The organism is Hymenobacter polaris, assembly GCF_012927305.1.
GTDB classification, from domain to species: Bacteria; Bacteroidota; Bacteroidia; order Cytophagales; family Hymenobacteraceae; genus Hymenobacter; species Hymenobacter polaris.
In genome coordinates, this window is record NZ_JABBGH010000001.1 from 848,297 (window position 1) to 865,083 (window position 16,787).

The 16,787-nt window shown below is 66.0% G+C and carries 13 protein-coding genes and 1 tRNA gene; 4 read left to right on the plus strand and 10 right to left on the minus strand.

The window, feature by feature from the left end; translation table 11 throughout:
* Position 1 precedes the first annotated feature (1 nt).
* The 3 genes from HHL22_RS03620 to pdxH all read right to left on the minus strand — a co-directional run bounded on the left by HHL22_RS03620 (position 2) and on the right by pdxH (position 2,833).
* A complete protein-coding gene (locus tag HHL22_RS03620) occupies positions 2-628 on the minus strand; it encodes a Maf family protein (protein ID WP_169529595.1) in 627 nt (208 codons plus the stop codon).
* A 155-nt stretch (positions 629-783) separates the two neighbouring features.
* Positions 784-2,127: a DUF1015 domain-containing protein gene (locus HHL22_RS03625; protein ID WP_169529596.1), complete on the minus strand. Its 1,344-nt coding sequence runs from the start codon at positions 2,125-2,127 to the stop codon at positions 784-786.
* A 49-nt stretch (positions 2,128-2,176) separates the two neighbouring features.
* Positions 2,177-2,833, minus strand: coding sequence for a pyridoxamine 5'-phosphate oxidase (gene pdxH / locus HHL22_RS03630; RefSeq protein WP_169529597.1), 657 nt, complete (start codon positions 2,831-2,833; stop codon positions 2,177-2,179).
* 256 nt (positions 2,834-3,089) lie between these two features.
* On the opposite strand from pdxH, the gene HHL22_RS03635 reads away from it, so the two are divergent.
* The 4 genes from HHL22_RS03635 to HHL22_RS03650 all read left to right on the plus strand — a co-directional run bounded on the left by HHL22_RS03635 (position 3,090) and on the right by HHL22_RS03650 (position 7,113).
* Positions 3,090-3,647 (plus strand): YqgE/AlgH family protein, encoded by a 558-nt coding sequence (locus HHL22_RS03635; protein WP_169529598.1) that lies wholly within the window; start codon positions 3,090-3,092, stop codon positions 3,645-3,647.
* Positions 3,648-3,744: 97 nt separating this feature from the next.
* Positions 3,745-6,297, plus strand: coding sequence for a DUF349 domain-containing protein (locus tag HHL22_RS03640; RefSeq protein WP_169529599.1), 2,553 nt, complete (start codon positions 3,745-3,747; stop codon positions 6,295-6,297).
* Between the two features lie 117 nt (positions 6,298-6,414).
* A tRNA-Thr gene (locus tag HHL22_RS03645) sits at positions 6,415-6,487 on the plus strand.
* Positions 6,488-6,984: 497 nt separating this feature from the next.
* Entirely contained in the window at positions 6,985-7,113 is a 129-nt protein-coding gene (locus tag HHL22_RS03650; RefSeq protein WP_169529600.1) for a membrane lipoprotein lipid attachment site-containing protein, read from the plus strand.
* 89 nt (positions 7,114-7,202) lie between these two features.
* Here the strand turns inward: HHL22_RS03650 and HHL22_RS03655 are convergent, their stop codons facing one another.
* The 7 genes from HHL22_RS03655 to kdpF form a co-directional block, all read right to left on the minus strand.
* Positions 7,203-8,966: a HAMP domain-containing sensor histidine kinase gene (locus HHL22_RS03655; RefSeq protein ID WP_169529601.1), complete on the minus strand. Its 1,764-nt coding sequence runs from the start codon at positions 8,964-8,966 to the stop codon at positions 7,203-7,205.
* 56 nt (positions 8,967-9,022) lie between these two features.
* Positions 9,023-10,195 carry a universal stress protein gene (locus HHL22_RS03660; RefSeq protein ID WP_169529602.1) on the minus strand — a complete coding sequence of 391 codons (1,173 nt, stop codon included), beginning with the start codon at positions 10,193-10,195 and terminating at the stop codon, positions 9,023-9,025.
* Positions 10,196-10,268: 73 nt separating this feature from the next.
* Positions 10,269-11,384: a porin gene (locus tag HHL22_RS03665; protein WP_169529603.1), complete on the minus strand. Its 1,116-nt coding sequence runs from the start codon at positions 11,382-11,384 to the stop codon at positions 10,269-10,271.
* Between the two features lie 96 nt (positions 11,385-11,480).
* Positions 11,481-12,035, minus strand: coding sequence for a K(+)-transporting ATPase subunit C (gene kdpC, locus HHL22_RS03670; protein WP_169529604.1), 555 nt, complete (start codon positions 12,033-12,035; stop codon positions 11,481-11,483).
* 135 nt (positions 12,036-12,170) lie between these two features.
* Positions 12,171-14,219, minus strand: a complete 2,049-nt coding sequence (kdpB, locus tag HHL22_RS03675; RefSeq protein WP_169529605.1) for a potassium-transporting ATPase subunit KdpB — start codon at positions 14,217-14,219, stop codon at positions 12,171-12,173.
* A gap of 155 nt (positions 14,220-14,374) precedes the next feature.
* Complete coding sequence (gene kdpA, locus HHL22_RS03680) at positions 14,375-16,075, minus strand: potassium-transporting ATPase subunit KdpA (RefSeq protein ID WP_169529606.1); 1,701 nt, start codon at positions 16,073-16,075, stop codon at positions 14,375-14,377.
* 39 nt (positions 16,076-16,114) lie between these two features.
* Positions 16,115-16,195: a K(+)-transporting ATPase subunit F gene (gene kdpF / locus HHL22_RS24445; RefSeq protein WP_169530958.1), complete on the minus strand. Its 81-nt coding sequence runs from the start codon at positions 16,193-16,195 to the stop codon at positions 16,115-16,117.
* Between the last annotated feature and the right edge of the window lie 592 nt (positions 16,196-16,787).

Below are 16,787 nucleotides of genomic sequence, written 5' to 3' on the forward strand. Positions count from 1 at the left end.
ATTAGGGGTGAGCGTTGGGGTGGGTAGTATCGCCAGTAGCAGGGTCGTCAGGGTCGGAGAAATACCCTAGGGCCACCAGCCCGGCCCACACGCGGTGCGTGGGCAGGCCCATCACGGTGAAGTACGAGCCCTCGAGCCGCTCGATGCCCACCAGCCCCAGCCAGTCCTGCGCGCCGTAGGCCCCGGCCTTGTCCAGGGGCTGGTAGCGGGCCACGTAGTGCGCTATCTCGGCGGTGCTCAGGGCGCGGAAGTGCACGGTGGTTTCGTCGGCAAACACCAGCGGCGCCCGCCCGTCGCCGGGCAGCAGGCACACGCCGGTGTACACCTGGTGGGCCCGGCCCTGCAGGCGACCCAGCATGGCGCGGGCCTCGGCGGCATCGGCCGGCTTATTGAGCACCTCCTCGCCCAGGCACACGATGGTATCGGCCGTGAGCAGCAGCTCGTCCGGCGCCAAGTCGGGGCGATAGGCTTTAGCCTTGCGCCGGGCCAGGTACTCGGCAATGGCGGCGCGGCGCAGCTGGGGCGGGTAGCTTTCGTCCACCTCGCGCAGGCGTAACTCGTAGGGCAAGCCCATATCGGTGAGCAGCTGGCGGCGGCGGGGCGAGCCCGAGGCAAGAACTAAGCGCATCAGTAAAATAAGTAAGAGCGTCGTGGCTTCTGGGCAAGTGGGGGTGGCTGGGGCGGGCTTACCCGTTTCGGCCACCAAGAGCCATAGGGCTCCATGCAACCGCTACCTGTTTGGACGGCCAGTTACCCCTAAGGCCGGGCCGCCAGGCGAAAGCGCTAGCCGGGGGCCGGCCAGAACACCGAGTCGAACACCGACTGGTCGGCGGCCGTTTCCTCGTCGGCCACGCTGGAAAAGAGCAGGCCCCCGAGCACCTTGGGGTAGAAAAAGGTGGACTTGGGCGGCATCACGGCGCCCGAGTGGCAGACGGCTTCCACCTCGGCCATCGTGACTTCCTGGGTGAGGAAGGCCGCCGCGGCCTCGCCCTGGTCTACCTGGCGCAGGGCCTCGGCCAGGCCGCGCACGTAGGCCACGCCCGGCCAGGCGCGCTGCCTAGGGCCCAGCACCCCGATTACCCGCTCGAACACGAAGTAGTGCAGGCGCGTGAGGTCGAGGGCGCGCACGGCGGCGGGCATGGGCCAGCTTACTTGGTCGAGCAGCTCGGGGCGCAGGCGCAGCTTGTAGGCCGCCCCGCCCGGCAAGTACAGCCCGAAGGCCCCCGGCTTGCCGGCCAGCAGCTCGGGCAGGTCCTGCGCCTCGGCCTGGGGCCGCACCACGAAGTACTCGGCCAGGCGCGCCAGCAGCGTCTCGCTGGTCCAGCCCGCCGGCAGGGCGCGCAGCAAGCGGTGGGTGGGCAAGATGCGCAAGTCGTCGCTGGCCGCGTTGGTGAGGTACATCAGATGGTAGTGCCAGGGCTCGTGGCCGGTGGCGGCCCCCAGGGCCAGCTGCCGCGCCTGGCGGTAAGCCACCGAGGCCTCGTAGCGGTGGTGCCCGTCGGCCAGAATGACCGGCTGGGCGGCCAGCACCGCCTGAAACTGGCGGATGGCGGCCACGTCCTGCACCACGGCCAGCACGTCGCGCGCGCCCTGGTAGTCCTCCTCGGTCTGGCAGAGCGGGTCCTGCATGGCCTCGTCCATGAGGGCTTCCAGCGCAAAGCTGTCGTCGCGGTAGAGGCCGTGAGTGGCGCTGGTTTGCAGGCGCAGGGAAGCCAGCAGCTCGGCCCGGTCGCTGACGGCGGCGGGCAGCGTGTTTTCGTGGCGCAGCACCTGCCCTTCCGCCCAGGGCGTGGCCCGGATGTGGCACATAAAGCCCTTGCGGCAGCGCTCGCGGGTTTCGCCCGGCAGCCGGAAGTACTGGTAATACACGTAGATGCCCGGCAGCTCATCTTGCCGCAGCACGCCCTCGGCTTGCCAGGCAGCCCAGCGCCGGGCCGCCGCCGGGGCGGGCGCCAGGCCGTCTTCGGCCTGCGGCACCGAGAGGTGAATGGAGTTGAGCGGTTGCCGGTAGAGCGCCGCCCGCTGCCGAGCGCTCACCACGTCGAATAAGGGCGAGGTCACTTCCTCTAGTTGGGCACTCAGGGCGGGGTTGTAGCGCCAGCCGCGCAGGGGTTGAATATCAGCCAAAACAGGTTGCTCGCACCGTTAAGTAGTACTTGTTAACGTTTACCTGGCCTCACGGCGCCAGGCGGCTTATCTGCCAGCTGCCGTCGGCTTGCAGCTCGTACACCAGGCGGTCGTGCAGGCGGCTGGGGCGGCCCTGCCAAAACTCCACGCGCGTGGGCCGCAGCACGTAGCCGCCCCAGTTGTCGGGCCGGGGCAGCGGGTTTTGCCCGGCGAAGCGCGCTTCCACCGCCTGCTCGCGCTGCTCCAGCTCCTGGCGGCTGCCAATTACTGCGCTCTGGGGCGAGGCCCAGGCTCCGAGTTGGCTGCCTAGGGGCCGGCTTTGGAAATAAGCGGTTGATACCTGCGGGTCGGCTTTTTCCACGCGCCCTTCCACGCGCACCTGGCGCTCGAGGGCGGGCCAGAAAAAATTGAGGGCGGCCAGCGGCTGGCCCGCCAGCTCCTGGCCCTTGCGCGAGGCGTAGTTGGTAAAAAATAAAAAGCCCGCGTCGTCGGGCAGGCCCTTGAGCAGCACCACGCGCTGGCTGGGCTGGCCCGTGGCGGCGTCTACCGTGGCTAGGGTCAAGGCGCTGGGCTCGGGCACCTGGGCGGCCAGGGCCTCGTCGAGCCAGCGCCGAAACTGGGGCACGGCCTGGGGCAGCACGTCGGCTTCGAGCAACGTGGCTTGCGCGTAGGTTTGGCGCAGGCTGGCAAGGTCGGTATCGGTCATGGCAAAAAACGGGGCTAGGACAAGGCCGCCGGCAACGGCCGGCGGAACCACTCGGGGGCGGCCCCGTAAAATTTAGGGTTCTGGCGGGCGGCGCTGCAAAACTACTTGCTGCCCACTTTACGTTAGCTACCCGCCAGCGGCGCCCCGCCCGGCGGGCGCCGCTGGCCCGGCCGCCGCCGCCGGCCGCCTGCTCCAATCCCCGGCCGGCCCTCGTGGCCAGGTGCTGCGGGCGTTGGTTATCCTAGCTACCAGTTGTATGAAACCCGGCTCCCTTCTTATTTCCAAGCCTTTTTTGGGCGACCCTAACTTTGAGCGCAGCGTGGTGCTGCTGTGCCACTACGCCCCCGCCGAGGGCGCCTTCGGCCTGGTGCTGACCCGTCCGCTGGCCACCCTGCTTGGCGACGTGCTGGAGCTGCCCCTGGGGGCGGCCTCGCCCCTCGCCCAGCTGCCCCTCTACGAAGGTGGCCCCGTGCAGCCCGATACCCTGCACGTAGTGCATCAGGTGCCGGGCCTGCCCGGCGCCACCCCCCTAGGGGCCGATACTTACTGGGGCGGCGACTTCGACGAGCTGCTCGCGCGCCTCACCAGCGGGGCCGCCCCGGCCGCCGCCGTGCGCCTGTTTGTGGGCTACTCGGGCTGGTCGGCCGGGCAGCTGGAAAGCGAAATTGCCCAGGGCTCCTGGATTCAACAGCCCGCCTCTGCCGGGAAAGTATTTACTTTGGGTGCTGATTCGCTCTGGCAGGGCGTGCTGCGCGAAAAAGGCGGGCGCTACCGCGCCCTTTCCAACTACCCGCTCGACCCGCGCCTCAACTAACCCGCTCCTCTCCTTCCCCCTTTCCCTGGCCCCCCGGTGCCGGCGGTCGTTACTTCCCATCGCTTACCCGGTCCGCCGCCGGCTTTTGTTTCGTTTTATGCTGCCCGAAGAAGAAAAACCCGCCCCCTCCGCTGCCCCCGATGGCGCGGCCACCCCGGCCCCCGCGGCCGACCGCATGAGCATCCTGGAAGCCCGCCTGGCTGAGATTCGGTCCAAGCAGCCCGACGCCGCGGCCGCTGACCCGGCGGCTCCGCAGGCCGCCACGCCCGCCGCCCCGGCCCTGAGCGAAACCCCCGCCGATGCCGCCGAGCCGCCCGCCGGCGGGGCCACCCAGACCGAGATTAACCCGCTGCTGGGCGAGCCCGGCCTGGCCGCCGAGCTGGGCGTGCCCACCCCGGCCCCGGTCAATGCCCCCGGCGCGGCGGCCCCTAGCCCCCTGGCGCCCGCCGAAGCGCCGGCTCCCGGCCTGGCTTCCTCGCCGGCCCCCGCCGCCGACCCCATGACGGGTGCGGGGGCCCCCGAGCAGGCCGCGGCCGCCGAAACGGCGCAGCACGTGCCCGCCGAGGTGGCCGCCGAGCACCTCTCGGCCTCGCAGGCCCGCGCCGTGGCCCACTACGGCGACGCCATGCTGACGCCCGGCGAGGAAGCCGAGCCCCAAGCGGCCGCAGCACCCCAGCAAGCCCAGGCGGTAAATGCCGAGGGCGAGCCGGCGGCCCCAGCCGCCGACGCCGCGCCCGTGCACGCGCTAGCCCGCGCCGAGGACATCGAGGACGCCCCCGAGGGCGTTGCCACCCTGCCCACTTCCGATACCGAGTCGGCCGCCGCGGCCCACCAGGCGGAGGTAGCCCACTTGGAAGCGCAAAGCCCGGATGCCAGTGAAGGCGGCGAAGAAGGTGACGACTACGTGCCCGAAACGGCCGCCCCCGACTTTGCGCAGCTTGACCTTGACAGCCAGGCCCAGTACCTGATTGGCTTGCTGCGCCGGCCCGATGCCCGCCGCAACCGCCAGCAGATTTTTGAGCTTAACCGCCAGTACGAAACCCACGTGGCGGCCGCCCGTGCCGCCTCGCGCCAGAAGCTGGCCGAGGATGCCAACGCGCCCCAGGAGTTCAGCTTCCAGCCCCCCGCCAGCCAGGCCGAGCTTAACCAGGCGCTGCAGGAGTTTCGCGAGGGCCGCGCCCGCGATGCCAAGGCCGAAGACCAGAGCCGCACCCAAAACCTGACCCGCAAGCAGGAGCTGCTCGACCAGCTCCGCACCCTGGTCGAATCGGCCGAAACCAAGGACAGCTCGCAGAAGCTCAAGCAGCTGCAAGCCGACTGGAAGGCCACGGGGCCAGTGCCCCAAACCGACAGCCAAGAAACCTGGAATACGTACCACGGCCTGCTCGACCGCTACTACGCCAACCAGGGCCGCTTCTACGAGCTGAAGGAGCTGGACCGCCGCCGCAACCAGGAAGCCAAGGAAGCCCTCATCGGCCGCGCCGAAGCCCTGATGGCCGTGCCCGGCATCAATAAGGCGCTGGATGAGCTGAAGAAGCTGCACGACGAGTGGAAACACATCGGGCCGGTGCCCGGCGAGCACCGCGAGCCGCTCTGGCAGCGCTTTCTGGCCGCCTCGGAGGCCGTGCACCTGCGCCGCAAGGAGTTTGTGGACGTGCGCACCGCCCAGGAAACCCAGAACCTGACCGTGAAGCAGTCCCTGCTGGCGCGGGTGCTGCCCTTTGCCGACTTCACCACCGAGCGCGTCAACGAGTGGCGCTCGCGTACCGACGAGCTGCAGGAAATAAAGAAGGAGTGGGAAGCCGCCGGCCCGGTGCCCCGCGCCCAGGCCGACCAGCTCAACAAGCAGTACTGGAACGCCTACAAGGCTTTCTTCAATCATAAAAACGAGTTCTTCAAGGGTCTGGACTCGGAGAAGAACACCAACCTGCAAGCCAAGTACGCCCTCATCGAGCAAGCCGAAGCCGCCCAGCAAAACCCGAACTTCGACGAGGCCCGGGCCGTGGTCGTGCGCGTGCAGCGCGAGTGGAAAGACATTGGCCGCGTGCCCGAAAAGCAGGCTGATAAAATCTGGAAGCGCTTCCGCGCCGCCTGCGACGCCGTCTTTGAGCGCCCCAAGCAGGAGACTCGCCAGCGGGAAGACCGCCAGCAAGCCGCCAGCGCCGAGCAAACTACCCAATTGGATAAGCTCGGCCAGGCCGTGGCCGCGCTCTCGCCCCAGCAGCCCGGCACCTTGGAGGGTTTCCGCCAGCTAGCCGCTGAGTGGCAGGCCTTTGCCGGCACCGCCGACCAGCCCGGCGCGGGCACTACCGACCGGGGAGAGGAACAATTCCTTACGCTTATGGGTAAGTACCTGAGCCAAACGGCCGGCATTACCCCCGCCGACCAGGACAACTTGCTCTTCCAGCTGGAAGTTGCCCGCCTCAAGGCCCGGCCCCAATCGCAGCAAGCCTTTGCCCGCCGCGAAACCGGCCTGCGCCGCGAAATTCAGGAGCTGGAAAACGACGTGGCTACCCTGCAAACCAACCTGGACTTCTTTGGCCGCTCCAAGAATGCCGACCAGCTGCGCCAGGAATACCAAGGGCGCATGGACGAGGCTCAAAAGCGAATTGACAAGCTTAAAAAGCAACTCAAGCAGCTGCGCAGCTAAGCGTTACCGTTGCGCCAGTGTAACCACAAAAAAGGGGATGCCTAGGTAGGCATCCCCTTTTTTGTGACCTGGGTTGCTTGGCAATGAGTTTTTACCGTACTTTTGCCCCCGCATCAAGCCTCCATAGCTCAGTTGGTAGAGCTTCTGACTTGTAATCAGAGGGTCGTTGGTTCGAGTCCGACTGGGGGCTCTTGGCTTGTAAAGCCCGCTGTAATTCAAGTGATTACGGCGGGCTTTTTGTTGGGCGCTGCCATAACCTGAAAGAAGGCAAGAAACTACGTATTGAGCCACCCAGCCAGAAGGTAGTAGGTAGCTAACTCCGCTGGGTAGGTTATAAAGCGTACTTTCTTAAGCAAGAGAAATAGCTAGCCCTAGGCCCCACCCGCCAGCGGAGCTTTTTCGTAGGCAGCTAGCTAGGCTAAGCATCGTTTCTTATGAAAGCTATATTTCTGCTGCTACTGCTGCTGGCTAGTTGCACTACGCAGCACCTAACTCCGTCTATTAAGCACCGCCAACGGGTCAACCAGCGCAGTCGGGACCACTATCGTCAGCACGACCAGCGAATTCAAAAGCGTAATTTCTTTAACATCTAGTACATTTAGTACCAGTAACGCCCCACCTGGTCGCGAGTAGGGTTTTTGCGTGAACTGGGAGTATTTAAGCTCACCCTTTCTTAATTTAGCAGGCATGAAAAACCTGCTTTTTCCTATCGGATTAGTTGCTACTCTTGCTGGCTGCTCAAAGAAGGAAGAACCAGCACCGGCGCCCAATCCCTATCTTGGGCATTGGCAAAGTGAATCTGAAGTTGGGCGGTAAATCAATCTGGCGTTACGGTGGAAGCGGCGCAACCTTGGCCGCCCCCCTTTTTATCGCTAGGCTGGTAGCCTTAGCTTCTACGCGGGGCCCTAGGCGGCCACTGGCAGCGTAAAGCAGAAGGTGCTGCCGCTGCCCAGCTCGCTCTCTACCCACAGCCGCCCGCCCTGGGTGGTGATGAACTCGCGGGCAATGCTCAGCCCCAGCCCCGAGCCGCCGCGGTAGCCGGTTTTGTCGGGTATCTGGGCGAAGCGCTGGAATATCTTGTCGTGGTTTTCAGCCGCGATGCCGGGACCGTGGTCTTGCACGCGCACCTGCACGAAGCCACCGGCCACCGCCGCCCCCACCGTGAGCGCGGCCTCGGCCGGCGAGTAGCGGATGGCGTTGGCCAGCAGGTTGATGAGCACCCAGGTGGTCTTTTCCACGTCGGCCCGCACGGCGGGCAGCGCCGGGGCCAGCTGCAAGTCGAGGCGCAGGTGCTTGTCGGCCAGCTGGGGCTGCACGGTGGCCGTGGCGTAGCCCACCACCTCGGCCAGGTTGGTGGGTTGCACGTCGAGCTGAATGCCGCTGCCCGCGTCGAGGCGCGACACGTCGAGCAGCTCGGCCACCATGCGCTGCAGGCGCTGGGTTTCCTGCCGGATGTGGCCCGTGATGCGCAGGCGCTCGCCGGCGGGCAGGCGCTCGTCTTGCAGCAGCTTGGTATTGAGGTTGATGCTGCTGAGCGGCGTTTTCAGCTCGTGGCTCACGGTAGCCAGGAAGTTCGACTTCACTTGGTCGAGCTTCTTGAAGTCCGACACGTTGCGCAGCGTCAGCAGCTGGCCCACCAGCTCCGTTTTGTCGGTGGCTTCGTTGAAGGAAATTAAGTCCTGAATGGCCTCGCGGAAATACCCCTCCTCGCCCTGCTGGGTGATGCGCAGCAGGGGCGCCTCGGCCAGCGCGGCCGCGCGGCTGGGGGCGTCCAGGGGTTTGAGCAGGGTTTGCAGCAAGTCGTTTTCGAGGCGCACGATGCTGGCCGGCCGGCCCAGCAGCTGCTCGGCCGGTAAATCTAGCAGCTGACACATCACGGGGTTGGCCAGGATAATCCGGCGGTCGGCATCGAGCAGCAGCAGGCCCTCGTCGAGGGTGTTGACGATGCTGGCGGCGCGGTTGCGCGCGGTGATAAGCTCGGCGGCCGTGGAAGTGCGGTACTCGCGCAGCTGGCCCAGCATGCGGTTGAAGGCCCGCGCCACCTGCCCAAACTCGTCGCTGCTTTCCTGCGGAATGCTGGCCGAAAAGTTGCGCTCGGTGGCGTGGCTCAGGGCCGCCGTGAGCTTATGCAGGGGCTGCACGGCCGCCTCGGGCACGCTGCCCACCAGGGCCAGGGCCAGCAGCACGGCCAGCGTCAGGAAGATGACCTGGTTACGGTTGGCTTGGTCGGCCCGTTGGTTGGCCTGCTCTATCTTCTGGGTTAGGGCGCGGGTGTTGAGCGCCACCATCTGGTAGGTGAGGCGGCGCAGGGCGGCCACCTCTGCCGGCGCGGCACCTGGGCCGGGCCCTAGGGCCCGGCCCAGGTGCCGCTGCAAGTCCGCCACGAGCTGCTGTTCGCCGGGCTCGGTGATGTTGCCGGCCTCGGCGCGCAGGGCGCGGGCAAACTGGGCGGCCCCGGCCGTATCGGCGGCGGCCCCGGCCGGCCGGGCCAGCTGGTCGAGCGCGCCCAGCATCTGCTGGCCCAGCTCGACGGAGTACAGATTGGCCCGCAGCACCCCGCGCGAGGCCCGGTCGAGCTGCCGCAGCGAGTAGTAGGCGTAGCCCCCGGTGCCCAGCAGCAGCAGCAGCATGGCCACGAAGCCGAGGGTAATCTTGGTTTTGAGGTTCATAGTGAGAAAGAGGCCCTAGGGCGCGCGGGCGCGCCAAGCCAATAAAGTCCGTATCGTCAGTAGTTTACCAGGTACACGTCCAGGTCGCTGCCGTCGCGGGCCACGGCCCGGAGCAGGCCGTGGGTTACGCCGCCCCGGCCCAGCTGCTGCCACAGGCTCTTCTCGCCCGTGAGGCCGCACACGAGCAGGGTGGCGTGCTTCTCCTGCGCCACCCGCCGAATGGCACCCACGATGTCGTCGTCCTTCACCCGCAGGACTTGCGCCCCCAGCTGGGTGGCTAATTGCAGGTTATTAATAAGATGCCGCTGGGCGGCCAGGTTGATGCGGGCGGCGCTTTCGCGGCCGGTTTGCACGTAGAGCACGTACCAGGCGGCGGCCGAAAAGCGGTCGGCCAGCCGCGATGCCTTGCGAATAATTTCGGTGGCGGCCTGCTCGTTGGCGTTGATGCACGCCAGCAGGCGGTCGTCGTTGCGGCGCTGGCTGGGCACGACCGGGGCGCCGCCCGCGCCGGTTTCTACCTGGTGGCCCAGCAGTTGCGCCACTTCGCGCACGGCCAGGCGGCGCAGCTGCAGCAGGTTTTCGGCCTGGAAGAAATTGGCCAGCGCGGTTGGCACCTTGGCCGCGTCGTAAATCTTGCCTTCTTCGAGGCGGGCCCGCAGCTCGCCCACCGTCAGGTCGAGGTTGATGACCTCGTCGGCCTCGCGCAGCAGTTGGTCGGGCACGCGCTCGGTCACGTCGGTGCCCGTTATTTTGAGCACCTGGTCGTGCAGGCTTTCCAGGTGCTGCACGTTCACGGCCGTAATCACCGAAATCCCCTTGCTCACCAGCGCCTCCACGTCCTGCCAGCGCTTGGCGTGGCGCGAGCCGGGCACGTTGGAGTGGGCCAGCTCATCCACCACCACCACCTGCGGGCGGCGCTGCTCCAGGGCCTCCAGGTCCATTTCCTCCACCGCGTGGCCCTTGTAAAAGACCTGCTTGCGCGGCATGGCGGGCAGCTCGCGCAACTGGGCCACGGTGCCGGCGCGGCCGTGGGTTTCCACGTAGCCCAGCAGCACATCCACGCCGTGCTGGCGCAGGTCGTGGGCTTCCTGCAGCATGCGGTAGGTTTTGCCCACGCCGGCGGCCAGGCCTAGGTATATCTTGAGCGTGCCGCGCCGCTTGGCCTGCACCAGGCGCAAAAAGCGCTCGGCCGAGCGGTCGCGCTGGGCATCTTCGGGGGTGGGGTTCATGATAAGAACTGGTGGGCGGCGCCTCCCCTAGCCCGGCGCGCGTAGCGGGGCCTAGGGAAGAGTTGGCGGTAGCTTAGAACGACAGCGCAATGCTGCTCGTGAGGTTGCCGTAGTTGCGCGAAAAGCCGAAATCGTGCTGGAAAATGGGGTTTTCGCTGCGCAGGTAGCGGCCCTCGATGCGGAACGCGACGTGGCTGGTGGGCACGTAGTCGAAGTTGAGCGAAGTGCCCCCGGCGTAGAAATCCTGGTCGGCCAGGGCCGGCGAGATGCTGTTAATAAACACCCCGCGCTGGGCGTGGTAGTACTCGCCGCGCAGGGTGGTTGAGAACAGTTCGCTGAGCTGGTACTTGACGAAGGCCGAGCCGGTGTGCCAGGTGTCGTAGCCGTGGTGGCCCTGGCTCTGCTGCTTGCCCACGTCGAACACCAGGGCTAGATTGAGGCGCTTGGTGGCGGCGTAGGTGAGGTAGAAATCGTGGAAATAGCGGCGCCGCTTCAAGGAGTCCTGCGGCTGCTCGTTGCCGTAGAAGGTGCTGCTGTTGACCAGCAGCCGGCTGGTGGGCTTCCACTGAATTTGGGTGCCTAGGGCCTTGCCCTGGTTGTTCTCGCGGATGTTCTGCCAGCCGTTGAGCACCAGCCCGGTGAGCGTGAGCTTAGGGCCAACCTCGTAGGTGAAGCGGGCGCCCGCCTCGTAGTAGGGCGAGTTTTCGGCCATAATCGAGCGCGTGAGCGTCCAGTTGTCCTTGCTCATGGCCGACTCGAACCCGATGTGCGAGGCGAAGATGCCCGCGTCGAGCCAGGCTTTTTTAAAGGGCCGGAAGCCCGCCCAGCCCTCGTAGATGTGCTTGAGTACGGGGTCCTCGGCGGCGTAGTTGGCGCTCACGTAGGTGCCGGCGTGCAGGGCCAGCGCCCCGCGCACCTTACCGTCGTCGTAGCGAGCACCCAGAATGGCGTTGTTGACCGTAAACTCGTTCTGGCGGTTGTGCGAGTAGAGGAAGTAGGGCCGCGTGTTGCTGGGGCCGTGGTCGAAGTCGAAGCCGTAGTAGGCATCCACGAAGCCGTAGGTGGTGAGGGGGTTGGCCGGCGCGGCTGCGGGGGTGGCCTTGGTCGAGTCGGCTGGGGCCGGCGTGGTTTGGGCCTGGGCCGCCGGCAAGGCGCCCAGCAGCCAGCCGGCAAGGAGTAGCTTTTTCATAGAAAAGGTGGCCGCCCGCACGGGTGGCCGGTAGGCGCCCCCGCCACGGTGGCGGGGGCTTGCACAAGGGGATATATCGCAGAAGCTGCCCGCGCGTTACCGCAGCGCGTCGAGCGCCAGGTTTAGCTGGAGCACGTTCACCTTCGCGGGCCCTAGGGCGCTGGTTTCGACGTGCTGCTGCACCAGGGCCCGCACCGGCGCCAGTGCCAGCCCCCGCGCCCGCGCCACGCGCGGCACCTGCACCAGCGCGCCCTGGGGCGAGAGGTCGGGGTCGAGGCCCGAGCCGCTGGCCGTGAGCAGTTCGGCCGGCACGTCGGCGGCGCGCACGCCGGGGTTCCGGGCCAGAAAGGTGTCGAGCCGGGCCCGCACGGCTTGCAGGTAGTCGGGGTTGCTGGGCCCCTTATTGGAGCCGGCCGAGTTATCGGCGTGGTAGTCCACGGCCGAGGGGCGCGCGTTGAAGTAGCGGGCCTGGGTGAACTGCTGGCCCACGTTGGCGAAGCCCACCACGCGGCCATTCCGGCTAATTTGCACGCCCTCGCCGTGGCCGAGGGCCAGCTGGGCGGCGGCCCACACCAGGGCGGGGTAAATGACGCAGCACAGCACCAGCAAAACGGCGGTAAAGCGCAGGGCGGGCAGGAATTGGGTTTTCATGAGGGTTGATTTTTTTAGCACGTCATGCTGAGCGCAGCCGAAGCATCTCTCCCGCTTCGTTGAACCGCTTGGATGACGCGGGAGAGATGCTTCGGCTGCGCTCAGCATGACGTGCTTATTGGTTTTAAAAAACAGCTACAAAAACAGCCCGACCAGCATATCAATGACCTTGATGCCGATAAAGGGTACTACCACGCCCCCTAGACCATAAATGAGCAGGTTGCGGCGCAGCAGCGCCGAGGCGCCCACCGCCTGGTAGGCCACGCCCCGCAGGGCCAGCGGCACCAGCGCCGGGATGATGAGGGCGTTGAAAATGACGGCCGAGAGGATGGCCGACTGTGGCGACTTTAGCCCCATGATGTTGAGGGCCCCTAGGGCCGGAATGGCGACCATGAACAGGGCCGGCACGATGGCGAAGTACTTGGCCACGTCGTTGGCGATGGAGAAGGTGGTGAGCGTGCCGCGGGTCATGAGCAGCTGCTTGCCGATTTCCACCACTTCGATGAGCTTGGTGGGGTCGTTGTCGAGGTCCACCATGTTGCCGGCTTCCTTGGCGGCCTGGGTGCCGCTGTTCATGGCCACGCCCACGTCGGCCTGGGCCAGGGCGGGCGCGTCGTTGGTGCCGTCGCCCATCATGGCCACCAGCTTGCCGCCCTGCTGCTCGGCGCGGATGTACTGCATCTTGTCCTCGGGCTTGGCCTCGGCGATGAAGTCGTCCACGCCGGCTTTTTCGGCGATAAACTTGGCAGTCAGTGGGTTATCGCCGGTCACCATCACGGTTTTGATGCCCATGCGGCGCAGGCGCTCGAAGCGCTCCTGAATGCCGGGCTTGATGATGTCCTGCAGCTCGACCACCCCCAGGATGCGGTCGTTTTCGCTCACCACCAGCGGCGTGCCGCCGTTGCTGGCCACCGTGCGCACGTGCTGGCTCGTTTCGGGGGGGAAGGGCTGGCCGGCCGCGTGGGCCAGGCTGCCGATGGCATCGGAGGCGCCCTTACGCAGGCGCTGGCCGCTGGCCAGCGTCACGCCGCTGCTGCGGGTTTCGGCCGTGAACTTGATGGGCTCGCCGCCTAGGGCCCGCTGCTGCAGAGCCGGCTCGTCGAGGCGGCGCCCCTGCCGGGCCAGCTCCACGATGCTTTTGCCCTCGGGCGTTTCGTCGTGCAGCGAGGTGAGCACGGCGGCTTCCACCAGCTCGCCCTCGCTCACGCCGGGCGCGGGCCAGAAGTGGGTGGCCCGGCGGTTGCCGATGGTGATGGTGCCCGTCTTATCGAGCAGCAGCACGTCGATGTCGCCGGCCGTTTCCACGGCGCGGCCGCTCTTGGTGATGACGTTGGCCCGCAGCGCCCGGTCCATGCCCGCAATGCCGATGGCCGAGAGCAGCCCGCCGATGGTGGTGGGTATCAAGCACACGAAGAGGGCGATGAACGAGGCCACCGCGATGGGCGCGTGGGCGTAGCGGGCGAAGGGCTGCAGGGTGACGCACACGATGACGAACACCAGCGTGAAGCCGGCCAGCAGGATGGTAAGGGCAATCTCGTTGGGCGTTTTTTGCCGCGCGGCGCCCTCCACCAGCGCAATCATCTGGTCGAGAAACGACTCACCGGGGGCCGTCGTCACCCGCACCACAATGCGGTCGGAAAGCACCTTGGTGCCGCCCGTGACCGAGCTTTTATCGCCGCCCGCCTCGCGGATAACCGGGGCCGACTCGCCGGTGATGGCCGACTCGTCGATGGTGGCCAGGCCTTCGATAATCTCGCCGTCGGTGGGAATCAGCTCGCCGGCCTCGACCACGAAGACCTGGCCTTTTTGCAGCTGCGCTGAGCTGACGCGCCCGAAGCTGCCATCGGGCTGGCGCACCCGGGCGGGCGTATCCTGGCGGGTTTTGCGCAGCGAGTCGGCCTGGGCCTTGCCCCGCGCCTCGGCAATGGCCTCGGCAAAGTTGGCGAAGAGCAGGGTCAGAAACAGGACGACAAAGACCGTGACGTTGTAGCCGAAGCTGCCCTGCGTGGCATCGGGCCGGAAAAGCAGCCCTAGGGTCACCAGGAACATGACGGCCGTGCCCAGCTCCACGGTGAACATCACCGGGTTGCGGAACATAGTGCGCGGGTCGAGCTTAACGAAGGCCTGGCCCACGGCTTCGCGCACCAGTGCGGGTTGAAATAAGGAGGGAGAGGGGGTTGCCATGAGAAGTTGAAAATCAACAGGCGGTCATGCTCATCTGGCGTCCGCTTGTCGAAGCATCTCTCCCGCATCACTAACCTCATCGTTCAACGACGCGGTAGAGATGCTTCGACAAGCGGACGCCAGATGAGCATGACGTTCTAGGTAAGCCTGATTAATTAATAAAGGGTAAAATGCTCGGCCAGCGGCCCTAGGGCCAGGGCGGGGAAAAAAGCCAGCGCGGCGATAATCCAAATCACGAAAAAGACCATGATGCCGAAGGTGGCCGTGTCGGTGCGCAGGGTGCCGGCGCTTTCGGGGATGTACTTTTTGCGGGCCAGCAAACCGGCGATGGCCACCGGGCCGATGATGGGCAGGTAGCGGGCCAGCACCATCACCAGGCCGGTCGAGATGTTCCACCAGGGGGTGTTATCGCCCAGCCCCTCGAAGCCCGAGCCGTTGTTAGCGGCGGCGGAGGTGTACTCGTAGAGCATTTCGGAGAAGCCGTGGTAGCCGGGGTTAGCCAGCCAGCCGGCCAGCGCGGTGGGGCTATTGGCGTAGAGGTGGGTGGTCAGGGCCGTGCCCGCCAGAATGAGCAGCGGGTGCAGCAGGGCCACGATGATGGCGATTTTCATTTCGCGGGCCTCAATCTTCTTGCCCAAAAACTCGGGCGTGCGCCCCACCATCAGCCCCGAGATAAAGACGGCGATAATGATGAACACGAAGAAGTTGAGAATGCCCACGCCCACCCCGCCATAAAAGGCGTTGGTCATCATGCCCAGCAGCTCGTTCATGCCCGAAATGGGCAGGTGCGAGTCGTGCATGGAGTTGACCGAGCCGCACGAGATAACGGTGTTGGAGATGCCCCAGAAGGCCGAGGCGGCGGCGCCAAAGCGGATTTCCTTGCCTTCGAGCGACCCTAGGGGCTGGTTGATGCCCAGGCGGGTGAGGGCGGGGTTGCCGTGCAGCTCGTAGTACACAGCGGGGCCCACTAGCAGCAGGAAGCCCGCCGTCATCACCCCGAACACCATGTAGCCCAGCCGGGGCCGCCGCAGGTAGTAGCCCAGGGCAAATACCATGGCCAGCGGCAGCAGCATCAGCGCCCAGTTCTCCACTAGGTTGGTGAGGTAGGTGGGGTTTTCGAGCGGGTGGGCCGAATTAGCTCCGAAGTAGCCCCCGCCGTTGGTGCCCAGCTCCTTAATGGCTACCATCGCGGCGGTGGGCCCGCGGCTCACAAAAGTGCTGTCGCCCTGCACGGTTACTAGGGGGGCTTTGGCGGCCCAGGTCATGGGCGTGCCCTGGAAAACGAGCACCAGCGCCACCCCCAGCGACAGGGGCAGCAGCACGCGGGTCAGGCTTTTGAGGAAGTAGTTGTAGAAGTTGCCGAGCTTGTCGGTGGTGCCGTCGCGCAGGGCATTGAAGACGACCACGCAGGCGGCCAGGCCGGTGGCGGCCGTGCCGAACTGCAAAAACATCAGGCAGAACACCTGCGAGAAGTAGGTGGCGCCCGACTCGCCCGAGTAGTGCTGCAAGTTGCAATTGACCAGAAACGAGATGGCCGTGTTGAAGGCCTGGTCGGGTGCCATGCTGGGGTTGTGGTCGGGGTTCAGGGGCAGGCTACCCTGGCAGCAGAGCACGAGCATGGCCCAGAAAAACCACACTAGGTTGAGGGTGAGCAGCGCCCCTAGGTGCTGCTGCCAGCTCATGGGCCGGGTGGCATCGATGCCGCCGAGGCGGCAGAGCAGGCGCTCGAAGGGGGCTAGGAAGTCGGACCAGCTTTTATCGCCCCGGTAAATGGTGGCCAGGTAGCGGCCCAGGGGCAGCGCCAGCAGCACCGCCGCGCCGAAAAGGACGCCGAGGCCGAGAAGTTCTTTGTTCATGACGTGGGGGGAAGCGGCAGCCGGAAGCGGCCGCGGGCGTTAAAATTTCTCGGGTTTGAGGAGCACGTAACACAGGTAGGCGAACGTGGCGAGGGCGAGCAGCAGCAGGGCAAGCATCATGGCGCGAAAGCGGAAAAAATTAGAGGTGGTCGAAAAAATCAATCGACTTGTAGAAAAGCCAGAAGCTGGCTACGCCGGCGGCAGTAAGCAGCAGAATCAGCAGGACAGAACTCATGCGCGAGGGGGCTTGAAGGGAGGAGAGAGGACTTAGGAAAGCGCCGCAACGGGCGCGATTTCCCTAGCTACAACGGCCGGGCCCAACGGCCACCCACCACCCCAAAAAATCGCTAAGACCTTACTGGTCAGCACTAAATATTTCACCTAGGCCCCGCCCAGCCAGCCAGCCGGCAGCGGCGGGACTAGCGTTTCGCTAGTCCGTTTGTGCAGAATGCTAGGCCCGCTCTGCTCGCCCTCCGCGCTCACCCCACGAGACCCCTTTGGGGCATAGCCCCCTCCCCTTCGGGAGAGGGGGAACTAACCCTAGTTATTTCATTAACCCAAGGTGCGAAGTAGTGCCAGACGGCGCACTCCCCTCCTTAGCTAAGGAGGGGATGTTGGCGCGGAGCGCCAACGGGGGTGGTTGACGTCGGTGAACGAGTTGGCGGGCGGGTCGTTCACCGACGTCAACCACCCCCGCTTCGGCTTCGCCGAA